The 15,770-nt window shown below is 65.6% G+C and carries 15 protein-coding genes; 3 read left to right on the forward strand and 12 right to left on the reverse strand.

Going from position 1 to position 15,770, the window contains the following annotated elements; translation table 11 throughout:
- Positions 1 to 69: 69 nt before the first annotated feature.
- The 5 genes from ACOQPC_RS05140 to ACOQPC_RS05160 all read right to left on the reverse strand — a co-directional run bounded on the left by ACOQPC_RS05140 (position 70) and on the right by ACOQPC_RS05160 (position 4,449).
- Positions 70 to 855: a TIGR02186 family protein gene (locus ACOQPC_RS05140; RefSeq protein ID WP_420607582.1), complete on the reverse strand. Its 786-nt coding sequence runs from the start codon at positions 853 to 855 to the stop codon at positions 70 to 72.
- A complete protein-coding gene (locus ACOQPC_RS05145) occupies positions 855 to 1,769 on the reverse strand; it encodes a sulfite exporter TauE/SafE family protein (RefSeq protein WP_420607583.1) in 915 nt (304 codons plus the stop codon). The genes ACOQPC_RS05140 and ACOQPC_RS05145 overlap by 1 nt, the downstream gene beginning before the upstream one ends.
- Before the next feature lie 80 nt (positions 1,770 to 1,849).
- Entirely contained in the window at positions 1,850 to 2,491 is a 642-nt protein-coding gene (locus ACOQPC_RS05150) for a hypothetical protein (protein ID WP_420607584.1), read from the reverse strand.
- 191 nt (positions 2,492 to 2,682) lie between these two features.
- Complete coding sequence (locus tag ACOQPC_RS05155) at positions 2,683 to 2,808, reverse strand: hypothetical protein (RefSeq protein ID WP_420607585.1); 126 nt, start codon at positions 2,806 to 2,808, stop codon at positions 2,683 to 2,685.
- A gap of 192 nt (positions 2,809 to 3,000) precedes the next feature.
- Positions 3,001 to 4,449, reverse strand: a complete 1,449-nt coding sequence (locus ACOQPC_RS05160; RefSeq protein WP_420607586.1) for a glycosyl transferase family protein — start codon at positions 4,447 to 4,449, stop codon at positions 3,001 to 3,003.
- Positions 4,450 to 4,625: 176 nt separating this feature from the next.
- On the opposite strand from ACOQPC_RS05160, the gene nhaA reads away from it, so the two are divergent.
- Positions 4,626 to 5,885, forward strand: a complete 1,260-nt coding sequence (gene nhaA, locus ACOQPC_RS05165) for a Na+/H+ antiporter NhaA (protein WP_420608069.1) — start codon at positions 4,626 to 4,628, stop codon at positions 5,883 to 5,885.
- A 132-nt stretch (positions 5,886 to 6,017) separates the two neighbouring features.
- A complete protein-coding gene (locus ACOQPC_RS05170) occupies positions 6,018 to 7,337 on the forward strand; it encodes a hypothetical protein (protein WP_420607587.1) in 1,320 nt (439 codons plus the stop codon).
- 19 nt (positions 7,338 to 7,356) lie between these two features.
- Here ACOQPC_RS05170 and ACOQPC_RS05175 read toward each other — a convergent pair whose 3' ends face one another.
- The 7 genes from ACOQPC_RS05175 to ACOQPC_RS05205 form a co-directional block, all read right to left on the reverse strand.
- Positions 7,357 to 8,289 (reverse strand): energy transducer TonB, encoded by a 933-nt coding sequence (locus ACOQPC_RS05175; RefSeq protein WP_420607588.1) that lies wholly within the window; start codon positions 8,287 to 8,289, stop codon positions 7,357 to 7,359.
- 740 nt (positions 8,290 to 9,029) lie between these two features.
- Positions 9,030 to 9,434 carry an MAPEG family protein gene (locus ACOQPC_RS05180; protein WP_420607589.1) on the reverse strand — a complete coding sequence of 135 codons (405 nt, stop codon included), beginning with the start codon at positions 9,432 to 9,434 and terminating at the stop codon, positions 9,030 to 9,032.
- Between the two features lie 110 nt (positions 9,435 to 9,544).
- Complete coding sequence (locus tag ACOQPC_RS05185) at positions 9,545 to 10,324, reverse strand: HesA/MoeB/ThiF family protein (RefSeq protein WP_420608070.1); 780 nt, start codon at positions 10,322 to 10,324, stop codon at positions 9,545 to 9,547.
- 156 nt (positions 10,325 to 10,480) lie between these two features.
- Positions 10,481 to 10,930 carry a dUTP diphosphatase gene (gene dut / locus ACOQPC_RS05190; RefSeq protein ID WP_420607590.1) on the reverse strand — a complete coding sequence of 150 codons (450 nt, stop codon included), beginning with the start codon at positions 10,928 to 10,930 and terminating at the stop codon, positions 10,481 to 10,483.
- Positions 10,911 to 12,263 (reverse strand): bifunctional phosphopantothenoylcysteine decarboxylase/phosphopantothenate synthase, encoded by a 1,353-nt coding sequence (locus tag ACOQPC_RS05195; protein WP_420607591.1) that lies wholly within the window; start codon positions 12,261 to 12,263, stop codon positions 10,911 to 10,913. The genes dut and ACOQPC_RS05195 overlap by 20 nt, the downstream gene beginning before the upstream one ends.
- Before the next feature lie 4 nt (positions 12,264 to 12,267).
- Entirely contained in the window at positions 12,268 to 13,815 is a 1,548-nt protein-coding gene (gene ubiB / locus ACOQPC_RS05200) for a 2-polyprenylphenol 6-hydroxylase (protein ID WP_420607592.1), read from the reverse strand.
- 130 nt (positions 13,816 to 13,945) lie between these two features.
- Positions 13,946 to 14,677 (reverse strand): class I SAM-dependent methyltransferase, encoded by a 732-nt coding sequence (locus tag ACOQPC_RS05205; protein ID WP_420607593.1) that lies wholly within the window; start codon positions 14,675 to 14,677, stop codon positions 13,946 to 13,948.
- Between the two features lie 203 nt (positions 14,678 to 14,880).
- Between ACOQPC_RS05205 and mutM the strand changes: the two genes are divergently transcribed.
- Entirely contained in the window at positions 14,881 to 15,693 is an 813-nt protein-coding gene (gene mutM, locus ACOQPC_RS05210) for a bifunctional DNA-formamidopyrimidine glycosylase/DNA-(apurinic or apyrimidinic site) lyase (RefSeq protein ID WP_420607594.1), read from the forward strand.
- The last annotated feature ends 77 nt before the right edge of the window (positions 15,694 to 15,770 follow it).

Consider the following 15,770-nt stretch of genomic DNA (forward strand, 5'->3'; position numbering starts at 1 on the left):
TTTTTGATGCGTCCGCACTAGGCGATCAGCGTAAACAAAGCATTTACCGGCTTCTCGCCACCGGCATGCTCAGCGGCGGTGGAAGATCACGCCCGCCAGCCAGCCGAGCCCCAGCGAGATCAGCACGGCGACCAGCCCATAGGCAAAACCATAGTGCGCCGCGACGATCGAGACGAACTGCTCGAACCCGCGCTTGCCGACCACCACCTCGGTCTCCTCCACCGCCACCACCTTGCCGCCGCGGATGAGATAGGTGCTGGCGTCGTAGGTGCCGACGGGCACGCTGGCGGGGATGTCGATGCGCGCGCGATAGAGCAGTTTCTGCGAAATCGCGACGCTGCCGCTGGACTGCGCATAATGGCCGTCGGCGAGGTTGGTGGCGATCAGCCCGTCGCGGAAGCGCAACTGCTCGCGCGTGTCGCCGACCTGGATCGGCGAGAGTTGGAGATGCTTCAGCCCGATCTCGTAAACATAGGCCTCGCGGTCGTCGACGATGTCCCTGATCGGCCTGGTCGAGGCGACGGCATAGAAGCTGGGCGCGGTGCGATAGCTGCTCGCCCCCGCATTGACCCAGATCAGCCCGCCGAGCTTGGCCTTTTCGCGCACGGTGATCGGCTGTCGCGGCCCCTCGATCACCACCGCGATATCGACCGGCCCCTCCGGGACGCGCCCCCCGGGATAGGCGATCGCGCCGAACAGCAGGAGCTCCGCGCCGGTGAAGCCCGATTGCAGGTCGATCCGGTGCTGGCTGACATCGGGCACCAGCAGCGGAGCGTTGCGGCCCTGCGCGGCGGCCGGCGTTGCAGCGGTGAGGGCGAGCAGCGCGATCGCAGCCGTCAGGCACCACCGCCGCATCACAGCGGCTGCAGCGTGTAGATGTCGGACGGCCGCCAGCCGAGGCCGATCGCCATGCGGATCGCGACCAGCAGCACGATGCACGACAGGGCGAAGCGCAGATATTCGGGCGGCAGCTTCTGGGCGAAGCGCGCGCCGAATTGCGCGCCGGTGACGCTGCCGACGAGCAGCAGCAGCGCCAGCACGATGTCCACCGCATGCGTGGTGACGCTGTGCATCATCGTCGAGGTCATCGTGACGAACAGGATCTGGAACAGCGACGTGCCGACCACCACCCGCGCGCCCATACCCAGGATATAAAGCATGGCGGGCACCATGATGAACCCGCCGCCCACGCCCAGCAGCATGGTCAGGATACCGGTCAGAAAGCCCAGCACCAGCGGCGCGATCGGCGAGATATAGAGGCCCGAGCGGTAGAAGCGCCAGCGCCAGGGCAGATTGGCGACCAGCGGATGGTGCCGCCGCTTGCGCGCGGGCAGCGGCTTGCCGCTCCTGAGCGCGCGCACGCTGCGGAAGCTTTCCACCGCCATCGATCCGCCGATGCCGCCGAGCATGACCACATAGACGATGTTGATCACCGTATCGATCTGGCCGAGCTCGGTGAGGAAAGCGAACAGCCAGGCGCCCGCCCCGGTGCCGAATACGCCGCCCAGCACCAGCACCAGCCCCATGCGAAAGTCCACGCCGCCGCGCTTCAGATGCGCGAACACGCCGGACACGCTGGCGCCGGTCACCTGGGTCGAGGCGGAGGCTGCGGCGACGGTCGGCGGGATGCCGTAGAAGATCAGCAGCGGCGTGGTCAGAAACCCGCCGCCCACCCCGAACATGCCCGAGAGAAAGCCGACCAGCCCGCCCAGCAGGATGATGACGAGCCCGTTCACGGACAGGTTCGCGATCGGCAGATAAACGTCCAAGGCCCGTCCTTCCCTGGCGGGGGACTAGACCCGTTTTGCGCCGCAATAAAGGCGTGCGGGCGGGGTCCGGGCAAGAAAGTTCAGAAACCGGTGGACAGCGTGAGCGCGGGGCCGCCGCCCGGGGCCGCGCTTCCGGCGATACGCAGGCGGTAATCGACCGCAAGCGCGATGCGGGCTGCGCCGACGGGGGTGCTGACGGAAATCCGCGGTCCGACATCGAGCCGTCGGACGTCGTCGGTGCCGCCGGACCATGCGCCCGCCCCGGCCGCGACCGCGACCGCGCCGATATCGGTGACGAGGCGCAAGGCGGCGGCCTGCACGTCGTAAAAAGGGTGGCGGCCGTCCTGCTCGTAGACGCCGGCCTGGCCATAGCTTTCCAGGGTGAAGCCGGCGGGCAGCTGCTGCGGTGGCGGGCCGCCCGCGACATAGGCGATGGCGGTCCGCGCGCCATCGGCGCGGCGGCGATATTCGGCGGCCAATGCCAGTCCGCGGACCGGCATCCAGCGCAGCCCCGCGCCCGCTTCGAGCGAGCGCGGATCGTCCGGGCTGTAGCCGAGCCGCGCGATCGCCTCGACCGGCGCGCGCAGCGACCCCGCGATACGGTGTGCGGCGATGGCCCCCGCCTGCGAGCCACCATAGCGCGTTTGCGCCAGTGCCGTATCGCCGCCGCCTGGGCGGTAAAAGGCGTAGGCGTAAAGCGAGAAGGGGGATTTCTGCAGCAAGCTCGGCAAGCTGGAGGGCGAGATTGAGGGACGGGATGGTGTGCGCCCGGCCGCGATTTCCGAGCGAAGAAAGGAACCGGAACCAAGAAGATGGTTTGGCTTGGTCTCCTCCGCCAACGAGGACAAGAGCGGTGGGGCCGGTCCATCCGTTTCTGGCCGTTGCAACAAGCTGTACCTCCAGTTCGGGAGGGCTATCCCCCCATCGTCATTCCGGACTTGATCCGGAATCCAGGGTCCAGCAGGCCAAGGCCCAGCAGGCCAAGGCCCAGCAGGCCAAGGCCCAGCAGGAATGTCGGCTGCGCGAGCAGCGCCCTCATCGGCCAACGGCGCGGATGGCCGTTCTGCCATCCGCTCGGAGACTGCCGCGGTATCCGGATAAGGCGGCATGTCTAACGGATGCTGCTTCCCCGCCGCCACTGGCCCTTCCCAGTAGAGGAGGATCGCGCGCGCGCCGATCCATAGCACCAGCAGCATTGCCATGAAGCGCAGGGGACGGCCGCGCGTCGGCCTCATTCGGCGGGTCCGATCATGGCCGGCCCGATCCTTGTGGATAAGTGTTCTACCGGCGTTGGGCGCGGCGCGAGATCGTCGGCTTCCGGGAAATAATGGCTGGTTTTTTCCCAGGTGAGGCGGCTGCCCAGGCAATAGCCGATATATTGGCGAAGCGCGCGGGTGGCGGCGACGATCGCGATCAGGTTGCCTGTCAGCAGCCGCGCCGGGCTCCACAGCGCCTCGCGCCATCCGCAGGCACGCGCAACGAGCCAGCATCGCACCACCACCCGCCACAGCAAGGCAAGCGCGGTTATCGTGACAAGCCAGTCCGCTTCGCCGCTGAGCCCTTGTGGACGATAATCGGGCAACCACCGTACGGCGATCCATAGCGTCAGCGTCAGCGCTCCGGTCACATATGCGGCCAGCAACAGAAAAGCGGCAAAGACGCTGCGTCGGTCGCGAAAGCGCATCCAGCATTCGGCGGGACAGCGGGTCCAGCCGAGCCGGTCCCACCCGGCCAGCGATATGCCGGTCAGCCAGCGCGCCTTTTGCCGCGCGCTGTCGACGAAGCGGCCGGGGAAGCAGCAACGCGTACAGATCAGGCTGCCGTCTCGTCCCGCCAGATGGACGATGGTCTGCCGCCCTTCCAGTTCGCGGACCTTCAGGCCCAGCTCGTAATCCTCGGTCAGGCTCTCGGCGCAAAAGGGCAGGCCGCCCTCGCGCGCGGCGATCGTCTCCAGCATGGCCCGCGAAAAGGCGCAGCCGACCCCGGCCGAGGGCAGCCCCGCGCCGAGCCAGCTGCGCACCACCAGCTGCTTGTCGTGCGCCTCGATGAACTCGTCGCGATAATGCCCGCTGACCAGGCGGGATCCGGGCACCGGCACCGCGCGCACCGGCAATTGCACCAGCTCGAAATCCTCGATCAGCCGGTCAAACAGCGCGAGTTCGTCGGTATGGACCAAGTCCTCCGCGTCGTGCAGGACGACCGCCTTGACGGTCAGGCCGCGCTCGGCCTCGAACGCGATCAGCGCGCGCCAAAGATGGTTCAGGCAGTCGGCCTTGGTGGTCGGGTCGGGCGCGCCGTTGACGATGAGATGGACGCGCGGATCGCGCGCCGCAGCTAGGGTCACCGCGTCGCGGGTGGCTGGGTCATTGGGATAGACCCCGGCGAAAATGCGATAATCCTGGCCCTGCCAGCGCACGCCGCACGCTTCCAGCATCCGGCCGACCACCGCGCTCTCGTCCCACAAGGGCAGGAAAATCGCGATCGGGCCGGGGCCGCGTGGCGGGCCGAGCTGGCCGAGATATCGCGACGGAGCGCAGCCGCGCAGCGCCAGCACGCAGCGCCGGACGACCCACAACAGGTCGATCGCGATATCGTCGGCTGCGCCAATCACGAACCCGATGCCGCAAAACAGCAGCAGCTCGTGCTGGGCAAGCTCAATGCAGTTGAGCCATTCCCCCATCGATTCCCCCCGGAACGGACTTTGTTTCAACCGGAAATGGAGCAATGTCAATCGCGCGGCGCATCGTCCGCCAATCTGGACATCAAGCCGCCAGCGGTTAAGGAGGCGCCATGCAAGACGGACCGGACACAATCACCACGCCCGAACTCCAGCAGGCCGAGATCGTGCCCGTAAAGATGATCTCGGCGCTGCGCCGGTTCATCTCGAGCGAGGCCTCGGGCGGCGTGCTGCTGATGCTGGCCGCGGCGGTCGCCATGCTGATCGCCAATATCGGCCTGTACGACGATTATCACGGGCTGCTGCACCACAAGCTCAGCTGGACCGGGGTCGCCAAGCTCGACACCCTGCACCTGTGGATCAACGACGGGCTGATGGCGATCTTCTTCTTTTTCGTCGGGCTGGAGATCAAGCGCGAGTTCATCGACGGGCGCCTGTCTAGCTGGGACAAGCGCCGCCTGCCGGTGGTCGCCGCCTTTGCCGGCATGGTGGTGCCGGCCTGTATCTACCTGCTCGTCGCCGGTTCCACGCCGGGCCTGACCAATGGCTGGGCGATCCCCGCGGCGACCGACATCGCGTTTGCCATCGGCGTGCTCGCGCTGCTCGGCAAGCGCGCGCCGACTTCGCTGAAATTGTTCCTGCTGACCGTCGCCATCGTCGACGACATGGGCGCGGTGGCGATCATCGCGGTCGCCTATACCCAGGGGCTGGCGATCGCCTGGCTGGCGGCCGCCGCGGGCGTGCTGGCGGCGATGTACCTGCTCAACCGGAGGAAGATCTACCAGCTGTGGCCCTATCTCCTGCTCGGCCTGATCCTGTGGTATTGCGTGTTGCAATCGGGCGTTCACGCGACCATCGCGGGCGTGCTGGCGGCGATGACGGTGCCGATCATCGTGACACCCGGCGCGCCCGATTCGCGGATCAGCCCGGTCCACCGGCTGGAACATTATATCGCGCCGTGGAGCGCCTATGCGATCATCCCGCTGTTCGGCTTCGCCAATGCCGGGGTGCAGATGGGCGATCTGGGGCTGAACGAAATCTTCGCGCCGCTGCCGCTGGGCATCGCGCTCGGCCTGTTCTTCGGCAAGCAGATCGGCATCTTCGGCGCGATCTGGATTTCGGTGAAAACCGGTTTCGCCAGCACCCTGCGCGGCGCGACCTGGCTGCAGACCTATGGCGTGGCGCTGCTGTGTGGCATCGGTTTCACCATGAGCCTGTTCATCAGCGAGCTGGCGTTCCAGGGCTCGCTGCTGCTGCGCGAAGAGGCCAAAGTCGGCATTCTGATGGGTTCGATCCTCTCGGCGGTGGTCGGCTATGGCCTGCTGCGCTTTGCTCCGCTGCACGAACGCCACGAGGAGATCGAGGCCGAGGAAGCCGCCGAAGAGGAGGCGGAGGGGGACGTGCGCGACATCAGCGATCCGCGGCCGGTGCGCGCGTGAGCGCTCAATTGGAGAGCTGTCTCGTTCCTCCGCGAGTGCAAGGGTAACAAAACCCGCTCGTCAGCACGAACGGATGGCGGTGGATGCGCAACCCACTGGACAAGCGCGCCGCGCGCACGCACCGTCCTGTCCATGAAAATCCTGCTTCTCGCCACCGCCGCGCTGCTCGGCGCTTGCGCCCCGCTAGCCACCGCCGCGGGCCCCGCCGCCGCCGGCGGCACCTCCGCTTCCAATATCGTCCGCGACGCCGCGCTCGATGCGCTGGCCGAGCGCTATGTGAAGCTGGAGCTCGCCATCGGCACGCAGGAGGAGGGCTATATCGACGCCTATTACGGCCCGCCCGGATGGCAGGTCGAGGCCGTGGCCGATCCCGGAACCAAGGCGGAGCTGCTGGTTCGCACCGTAGAGCTGCGCAGCGCTATCCGCGCGGCGGCACCCGCCGATGCGCCCGGCCAGCGCCGCGCCGCCTGGCTCGCCGCGCAGCTTACCGCCGCCGAGACGCGGCTGCGCATGATGATGGGCGAGAAATTTTCGTTCCTGGACGAGGCGCAGGGCCTGTTCGGCGTGCGGCCCGATCCCCAGCCGCTCGCCGGGTTCGATCCGATCCTGGAGGAAATCGACGCGCTGGTGCCGGGAGAAGGCGATCTCGCCGCGCGCGTCGATGCCTTTCAGCAGCGCTTCGTGATCGCCCCGGACAGGCTGAAGCCCGTGATGGACCGGGCCATCGCCGAATGCCGCGCGCGCACCGCGGCGCATATCGCCTTGCCGCCCGGCGAAAGTTTCGATCTGGAGTTCGTGGGCGGCAAACCCTGGAGCGGCTATAATTATTACAAGGGCGGGTTTCACAGCCTGATCCAGGTCAACACCGATCTGCCGATCGGCCTCAGCCGGGCGATCGATCTGGGCTGCCATGAGGGCTATCCCGGGCATCATGTCTTGAACAGCCTGCTCGAACAACGTCTGGCGAACGCGCGCGGCTGGGTCGAATTCAGCGTCTATCCGCTTTATTCGCCGCAATCGCTGATCGCCGAGGGCTCGGCCAATTACGGCATCGAACTCGCCTTTCCCGGCGTCGAGCGGCTGAATTACGAGCGCGACACGCTCTATCCGCTGGCCGGGCTCGATCCCGCCGGCGCCGGACCCTATTGGGCGCTGCAGATCGCCATGCGCGCGCTGTCCGGCGCGCGGCTCACCATCGCGCAACAATATCTGGACGGGCAGATCGACCGCGCCGAAGCGGTGCGGCTTACGCAGAAATATCAGCTGGTGAGCAGGGCAGGTGCAGAGAAGGCGATCGATTTCACCGAAACCTATCGCAGCTATATCCTGAACTACGGCCTGGGCATGGACATGGTGCAGGCCAGCGTGGAGGCGGGCGACCCGAGCGAGGACGAGATGTGGCGGCGCTTCGAGGCGATTATTTCCGAACCGACGCTGCCGGGGGATTTATAGGCGAACCATTGCCTGATGCTCAGCTCGGAATTTCGAAGCGGACCCGGCTGATCCAGTAAGAAGCAAGCGGTTTACCTTCGGCATCGAGCGCAGGCTTGAAGCGAGCGCGTTTGGATATAGCTTCGCAAACCGCATCGTCGAACCCCTGTGGCCGCGTGGATGCCTGAATATGGCAATCGGTGACCTTGCCTTTTTCATCGATACTGAGGCGAAAATTCACGAGGCCCTGGGCACCCTTGCGCAAGAGATCCTTGGGATAATCGGATGACGTCACCCATCTGCCGACATTGCCGATGGGCATCGGCATGCGCGTCGCCGTCTTGATTCGCTCCACATCGACCCCCCAATGGCTCATCAGTTCATCGACGCATGTGCGCAGGGCCTTCATCGGCGCGCCGAGCGAGCCGGTTTCCAAGAGAACCGGGGGGAAGCCATAGGCGTCGATCTGAAGAAAGCGCACAGCCTCCTCACGCTCGTCGCTGATCCCGTCCCGCTTCGCGATGGCAGTTTCATCATCGGATTTTTTCGCTGCCTTGCTCGAAACGGTCTTGATTTCGGCCAATTTTCCGATCGAGGTTGATGCGAATATCATCGCGGGTTGATCGTTGAGGTCGCCTGAGGCGAAATAACCATCCTTCTCTTCTTCGGCCGGGCCGAAACGCAAATGCGCCTTGTCGCCATTCACGGTTCCGCCGAAGGGTTTGCCGCTGACGATCATGGTGAAGCTATCGCCGGGCTCATAGCGATCGAGAATAAGCACACTCGTTTGCTCGCCCTCGCCGAACTGCCGGGCAAGGCGGCAGCTGTCATCGGCATAGTCGACCTGCCATTTGGACGAAGGCTGCAGAACCAGCGTTTCTTTTTCCGCCATAGCGGCCGTGCCCGTAAACGACGACGCGATGACGCCGAGCGCCGCCAACGTAACGCTGAGTTTTGCCTGTGCACTTGTCATGACCCGAACCCTCCCCAACCAGCAATCGAAACCGTTGCAATGTAAGAATTGTTGTGACCCCTGAATGACATCGAATGCAAGGCTTCGATGCCTGCCATTAGGAAATTATATTACGCGATTTTGGTCACGTATCGCGGTGACTTTGTAGCCTTTGGCGATTATGTACTTGCAGCCCGTTTCATTTTTTCGTCACCCCAGCGAAAGCTGGGGTCTCGGGCGGGATCGCCATGAGGCCTGAGATGCCAGCTTTCGCTGGCATGACGAACAAAGAAAGGCGGAGCCATGCCGTTTTGAATTTCCATCCGACTGGGTTTGCAAAGCACATAATCGCCAATCTAGGCGATTATATACCTTGCAAACCCGTTTCATTTTTCGTCACCCCAGCGAAAGCTGGGGTCTCGGGCGGGATCGCCATGAGGCCTGAGATGCCAGCTTTCGCTGGCATGACGAACAAAGAAAGGCGGAGCTATGTCGTTTCTGAATTTCCATCCGACTGGGTTTGCAAAGCACATAATCGCCAAAATCTAGGCGATTATGTACCTTGCAAACCGTTTCATTTTTCGTCACCCCAGCGAAAGCTGGGGTCTCGGGCGGGATCGCCATGAGGCCTGAGATGCCAGCTTTCGCTGGCATGACGAACAAAGAAAGGCGGAGCTATGTCGTTTCTGAATTTCCATCCGACTGGGTTTGCAAAGCACATAATCGCCTAGCCTCTGCGCAAGTTTCGGTTGCGTTCGTCCTCAGCCGTTGACGGTGATCACCTTATAAAGAATCCAGACGATCAGCGCGGCCATCACCGCCCAGGTGCCGATCACGCCGATCGCGCGCAGCTTGGGCGGGCCGCCTTCATGCTTCTGATGCAGGCCGACGATGTGCGCCGCGCGCGCGCCGAGGAAGATCACCGCGAGGCCGGTGAGCGCCCAGTGATTGGCGTCGGAGAGTTCGAGCAGGCCGATCATCAGGATCACGATCGGCGCATGCTCGGCCAGGTTGCCATGCGCGCGGCTGTGCGCGGTGAGCAGGGCATCGCCCTCGGTGCCGAACGCGGTCTTGGTGCGAAAGCGCCCGCGCACGGTGGCGGCAGCGGTGGCCAGCAGCATGATCGCGCAGATGATGGCGGTCAGCGCGGTAACGGGTAAGGTCATGGAGAGTCCCCCTGCACGATGAAAAACCGCACCTTACACCGTGAGCCCTGAGCTTGTCGAAGGGCGTTTATCCTTGGCGGCACTTCAGCGAGAGCCGTCCTTCGACAGGCTCAGGGCTTACGGATTGAGAGCTGGCCACATGTCTTGCAGGCCGGGTCCTTGGACAGCCGCATCGTGTACATCGAGGGCTTGAGGCCATCGATCACGTGGAGCCTGCCTTTGGCGTCATCGCCGAAGCCGGTGATCGCGCGGATCGCCTCCGTCGCGCCGAAGCTGCCGACGAGCCCGCACAGCGCGCCGAGCACGCCTTGATCGGCGCAGCTGTCGCAATCGTCCGCGTCATGCGCATCGCCCACGAAGCAGCGGTAGCAGGGGGCGTCAGGCTTGTGGCCGTAGAAGGTGCCGACCTGCCCCTGGAACATCCCGATCGCGGCGGAGACCAGCGGGATGTGCAGCCTTACGCACTGGTCCGCTACGATCAGGCGGGTGGCGAAATTATCGGTGCCATCGAGCAGGATATCGGGCGCGGTCTCCGCGAGGATGGCGGCAACGTTGCCGGCAGTGATCGCCTCGGTGATGGCGGTGACGGCGATGTCCGGATTCAGGCGGCCGACAGCGGCGGCGGCGCGCTCGGCCTTGGGCTGGCCGATATCGTCGCTGCCGTAGAGCGGCTGACGTTGCAGGTTCGAGAGCGAGACCATGTCCGGATCGACGATCGTGAGCCGCCCCACGCCCGCGGCGGCAAGATACTGGATCGCGGGGCAACCGATCCCGCCCGCGCCGATCACCAGCACATGCGCGGCGAGCAGCCTCTTCTGCCCCGCCCCGCCGATCTCGCGCAGCACGATATGGCGGGCATAGCGGTCGAGCTGGTCGTCGGTGAGGGTGATTGTCATGGGGCAGGAGATAGGGGGAAGCTTGTCAGTTTAGAACCCACACCCATCCATCCTGAGCCTGTCGAAGGACTGTTCTATTATCGAACGCAGCAGAACAGTGCAGCCCTTCGACAAGCTCAGGGCGAACGGTGTTTGGGAAGAGGCTTTCTATCAAACCCCGGTCGAACCGAACCCGCCCGTGCCCCGCTCGGTATCGCTTAGTTTCTCGACCTCGACCATCACCCCGCGCTGCACGGGGGCCACCACGATCTGGGCGATCCGGTCACCCTTGGAAATGGCGAAGTCTTCCTCGCTCAGATTGGCGAGCAGCACCTTTACTTCGCCGCGATAGTCGCTGTCGATGGTGCCCGGCGTGTTGAGCACGCTGATGCCGTGCTTGAAAGCGAGGCCCGAGCGTGGGCGGACCTGGATTTCAAAGCCCTCGGGGATGGCCACGGCGAAACCCGTGGCGATCAGTGCGCGGGCGCCGGCGCGCAAGGCCGTGCTCTCGGCCGAACAGATGTCCATGCCCGCCGCCCCCGGCGTCTCGTGGCGCGGCAGATCGAGCCCCGCGCCATTGGGCAGGCGCTTGACTTCGATTTCAATCGGCATCGAGAACATCGGCGATCCTTTCCATGAGCCTTTGCGCGACGACGCTTTTGGGCGCGCTTTCCCAGTATTCCACGCCGTCCGCCGTCACCAGATGCACGGCGTTGCTGTCGCCGCCCATCACGCTTTGTCCCCTTGGCCCGGACACGTCATTGGCGATAATCCAGTCGCAGCCCTTGGCCTCGAGCTTGGCTTTGGCGTGCTCGACCACGTCGTTGGTCTCGGCGGCAAAGCCCACGAGCAAGGAAGGGCGGCGGTCGCTGGCGGCAAGGCCGGCGAGGATGTCGGGATTTTCGGCCAGCGCGAGCGGGGCGGGGCCGGTGCCCGACTTCTTGATCTTGCGGTCGTTCTCCTCGGCCGCGCGCCAGTCGGCGACGGCGGCGACCAGGATCGCGGCGTCGGCGGGCAGGGCGCTTTCGACTGCCATTTGCATTTCGCGTGCGGTTTCGACGTCGATGCGGATCACGCCCGGCGGCGTGTGCAGGCTTACGGGGCCGGCGACGAGCGTCACCTCCGCGCCCATCGCCGCGGCGGCCTCGGCGATGGCGAATCCCTGTCGGCCGGAGCTGCGATTGGCGATGTAGCGCACGGGATCGATCGGCTCGCGCGTAGGCCCGGCGGTGACGAGGATGCGCTTGCCGTGGAGCGGACGGTGCGCGTCGGGGGCAAAAGCGGGTTGATCGGAGAGGGGACTGCTCCCCTCCCGCTCGCGGGAGGGGCTGGGGGTGGGCGAGTTCCCGGGTTGAGCTGGCGTTGCGAGTTCAGTGGACGGCCCCACCCCTAACCCCTCCCCTGGAGGGGAGGGGGATTTGAGGGCGCGCTCGATCGCGCTGGAAATCCGTTCGAGTTCAGGCAGGCGCCCGGGGCCGTATTCACCGCAGGCCATCTCGCCTTCGTCCGGTTCCATCACCTTGACACCGTCCTCGCGAAGGCGCGCGACGTTGCGGCGGGTCGCCGGATGCTGCCACATCCGTACGTTCATCGCGGGCACCGCCAGCACCGGCTTGTCGGTGGCGAGCAGCACGGTGGTCGCCAGATCGTCGCAGATGCCAGCCGCCATCTTTGCGAGCAGATCGGCGGTGGCCGGGCAGACGACGATCAGATCGGTCTGGCGCGAAAGCTGGATATGGCCGATCTCGCGCTCGTCCTTCAGGTCGAACATGTCCGAATAGACCTGGTCCTCGGTCATCACGCCGAGCGACAGCGGCGTGACGAATTCGTGCGCGGTCTTGGTCATCAGCCCGCGCACGGCGATGCCTTGTCGGCGGAGCAACCGGACGAGCTCCAGAGACTTATACGCCGCGATGCCGCCGCCGACGATTAGAAGGATGGAGCGTGTCGTCATAAGCTCAGCCTAGCCACCACATGCCCGCCGCGCCAGCCGCCGCGGCAAGGATGGCAGTGGCGACGTAGCGCAGGCCCGCGCCGCGCGGCCGGTCGCGGTCCCAGATCAGCTTGATGTCGGGCAAGGGTGGCGGGGGCGGGGCGCCGCCGGGTTTGGGCAGACTCTCGTCGAGGCGGCGGATCAGGTCGGGGATCAGGCCCAAGGTCTCGACATTGCGCTTGATGGCGTCCGCCGCGGCGGCCTCGGGGCCGAGTTCGGTGCGGATCCACTCGCGCACGAAGGGGGCCGCGCTGTCCCACATGTTGATGCCGGGATCGAGCGAGGTGGCCACGCCCTCCACCATCACCATCGTCTTTTGCAGCAAGAGGAGGTGCGGCTGCGTCTGCATGTCGAAATCGCGGGTGATCGCGAACAGCCCGTCGAGCATCATGCCGACCGACAGCTCGCTCACCGGCTTACCGCGCATCGGCTCGCCCACGGCCCTGAGCGCGGTGGCGAAGTCCTCCAGATTGTGGTGCGCGGGCACATATTGCGCCTCGAAATGAATCTCGGCCACGCGGCGGTAATCGCCGGTGATCAGGCCGTAGAGGATTTCGGCCAGCCAGAAGCGCGCCTTGCGGTTGATGCGGCCCATGATCCCGAAATCGATCGCCACGATCGTTCCGTCGGCGCGCACCAGCAGATTGCCCTGGTGCATGTCGGCGTGGAAGAAACCTTCCGATATTGCCTGGCGCAAAAAGGCGTGGACCAGCCGGTCGGCCAGAAGGTGCGGGTGGTGGCCCGCGGCGAGCAGCGCCTCGCGGTCGGCGATCTTGATGCCGTCGACCCAGTCGAGCGTCAGCACCTTGCCCGCGGTCCGGTCCCAGTCGATCGCCGGCACTTCGTAATATGGTTCGGACTGCATCGCGTCCTTGAGCTCGCTGGCCGAGGCGGCCTCGCGCCGCAGGTCGAGCTCGCGCAAGGTCCAGCGCTTGAAATTGGCGATGGTGAGCCGGGGCCGCAGCCGCGCCGCCTCGCCGCCGAACGCCTCGAGATGGGCGGCCGCCCATTCATAGGTCTCGATATCGCGCAGGAAACGCTTGTCGATGCCGGGACGCTGCACCTTGACCGCGACCGTGCGGCCGTCGGTGGTGATCGCCTTGTGCACCTGCGCGATCGAGGCCGAACCGATCGGCTCCTCCTCGATCGATTGGAAATGCTTGTCCCAAGGCGCATCGAGCGCGCGTTCGATCTGCTCGCAAATCTTGCCGAACGGCTCGGGCGGCAACTTGTCCTGCAGGTTCAGGAGATTGCGGGTCGCCTCCTCGCCGACCAGGTCGGGCCGCGTGGCGAGCGTCTGGCCGAGCTTGATCGCGGCCGGTCCGATCTCGCGGAAGGCGGCGGCGTAATCGGGCGTTTGCGGCTGGACGGTGCCCAGTCGCGCGATGCGGCACAGGCGGCGCACCGGCAGCGGCGTCTGCCGCGCCGTCTCGATATCGCGCAGCGCCCCGTGCCGCGCGAGAATGCGGCCCCATTTGAGGAGCCGGAAGATGTGCGTGCGCGCGGCGGTCATGCTTTCTCCCACTCCCCTTCAGGGGAGGGGGCCGGGGGGTGGGGGGTGCCGGACAATGACGACCTCGAAGGCACGTCCACACCCCTAGTCCCTCCCCTGAAGGGGAGGGGGACTTCCAGCTTGGACGGCATCAAATCTTCCAGCCGCTGTGGATCGCCACCAGCCCGCCGAGAATCGGTTCGGCCCTGGTTTGCGCGAAACCGGCGTCCTCGATCATCGCCTTGAACCGCTCCATGTCGGGGAAGCGGCGGATCGATTCCACGAGGTAGCGATAGCTCGCCTCGTCCTTGGCGATCGCCTTGCCGAGCCTGGGCACCAGGTTCATCGAATACCAGTCATAGACGTCGGCGAAACCGGGCCAGAGCGTGGTCGAGAATTCCAGGCAGAAGAAGCGCCCACCGTAGCGCAGCGTCCGGTGCGCCTCGGCCAGCGCCGCGGGGATATCGGTCACGTTCCTGATGCCGAAGGCGATGGTGTAGGCGTCGAAATGCCGGTCCGGAAAGGTCAGCGTCTCGGCATTCTGCTCGGTCCAGACCAGCCCGTCGAGACCGCGCTTCACCGCGCGCCGCATGCCGACCTCCAGCATTTCCGGATTGATGTCGGCCACCGTCACATTGGCGCCCTTGGACCGCAGGCGAAAGGCGATGTCGCCGGTGCCTCCGGCCATGTCGAGGATGTCCTCGCCTTCGCGCGGCTTCACCAGCCGGACGAAACGGTCCTTCCAAAGGCGATGCATCCCGCCCGACATCGCGTCGTTCATCACATCGTAGCTGGACGCGACGTTCGAGAACACGCCGCCGACGCGCCGGGTCTTTTCGTCCGGCGGAACCTCTTCATAGCCGAAGGAGACGGTGTCGGTCATGGCGGGGAGTCCTCATCAAAGCGTGCCACGCGCCTTACGGAGCCGCGCGTCTCATTGCTAGATGGGTGACGTGCAATTGAAAAACCACTTGTTCCCCGGCGAAGGCCGGGGCCCATCAGATAACGTCCGATGCTGGGCCCCGGCCTTCGCCGGGGAACTGAAAAATGGGCGCAATCTTTCAACTGTTCCCTATATGGCAGCCCATGCCGGAACTCCCCGAAGTCGAAACCACCGTGCGCGGGCTCGCCGCCGTGATGGAGGGCGCGCGTATCGCCGGCGTCGAGGCGCGCCGGCCGGACCTGCGCCGGCCGTTCCCGGAAGACCTGCGCCAGCGGCTCACCGGCGCTACCGTCTCGGCGCTGGGGCGCCGCGCAAAATACGGGCTGATCGAGACGGACCGCGGCGACACGATGATCTTCCATCTCGGCATGTCGGGCCGCTGGCGGATCGATCCGGAGACCTTGGGCGCCCACGATCACCTCATCCTCGGCGTCGACAGCGGTCATATCCTCAGCCTCAACGATCCGCGCCGTTTCGGCTCGGTCGATCTGGTGCCGACCGAGGCATTGAAAGAATGGCCTCCCTTTGCCACGATGGGCCCGGAGCCGCTGGGGCCGGACTTCACGGCGAAGCATCTGCAATGTGCTCTGAACGGCCGGAGCGCATCCATAAAATCGCTGCTGCTCGACCAGCGCATCGTCGCGGGGCTCGGCAATATCTATGTCTGCGAGGCGCTCAACATGGCGCGCATCGCGCCGGGAGGGCAGGGCGGCAGGATCGGGCCGAAGCGCCTCGAACGGCTGGTTGAGGCGATCCGCGCGGTATTGCTTGCGGCGATCGAAGCGGGCGGCAGCACCCTGCGTGACTACGCCCGGCCCGACGGCGAGCTCGGCTATTTCGCCAGGCAGTGGCGGGTCTACGGCCGGGAGGGGCGGCACTGCCCCTGCGGCGGCTTGGTGCGGCGGCGCATAGAGGGCGGCCGCTCGACCTTTTACTGCGCCGACTGCCAGCACTGAGCGCGCCTCCTTACTGTGGGCGACTTGCCATGCCCGGGCGCTTGCGTCAGGACGGCGGCACCCGAATCCATCCGCAC

The sequence above is a fragment of the Novosphingopyxis sp. genome, assembly GCF_965218915.1.
Lineage (GTDB): Bacteria > Pseudomonadota > Alphaproteobacteria > Sphingomonadales > Sphingomonadaceae > Novosphingopyxis.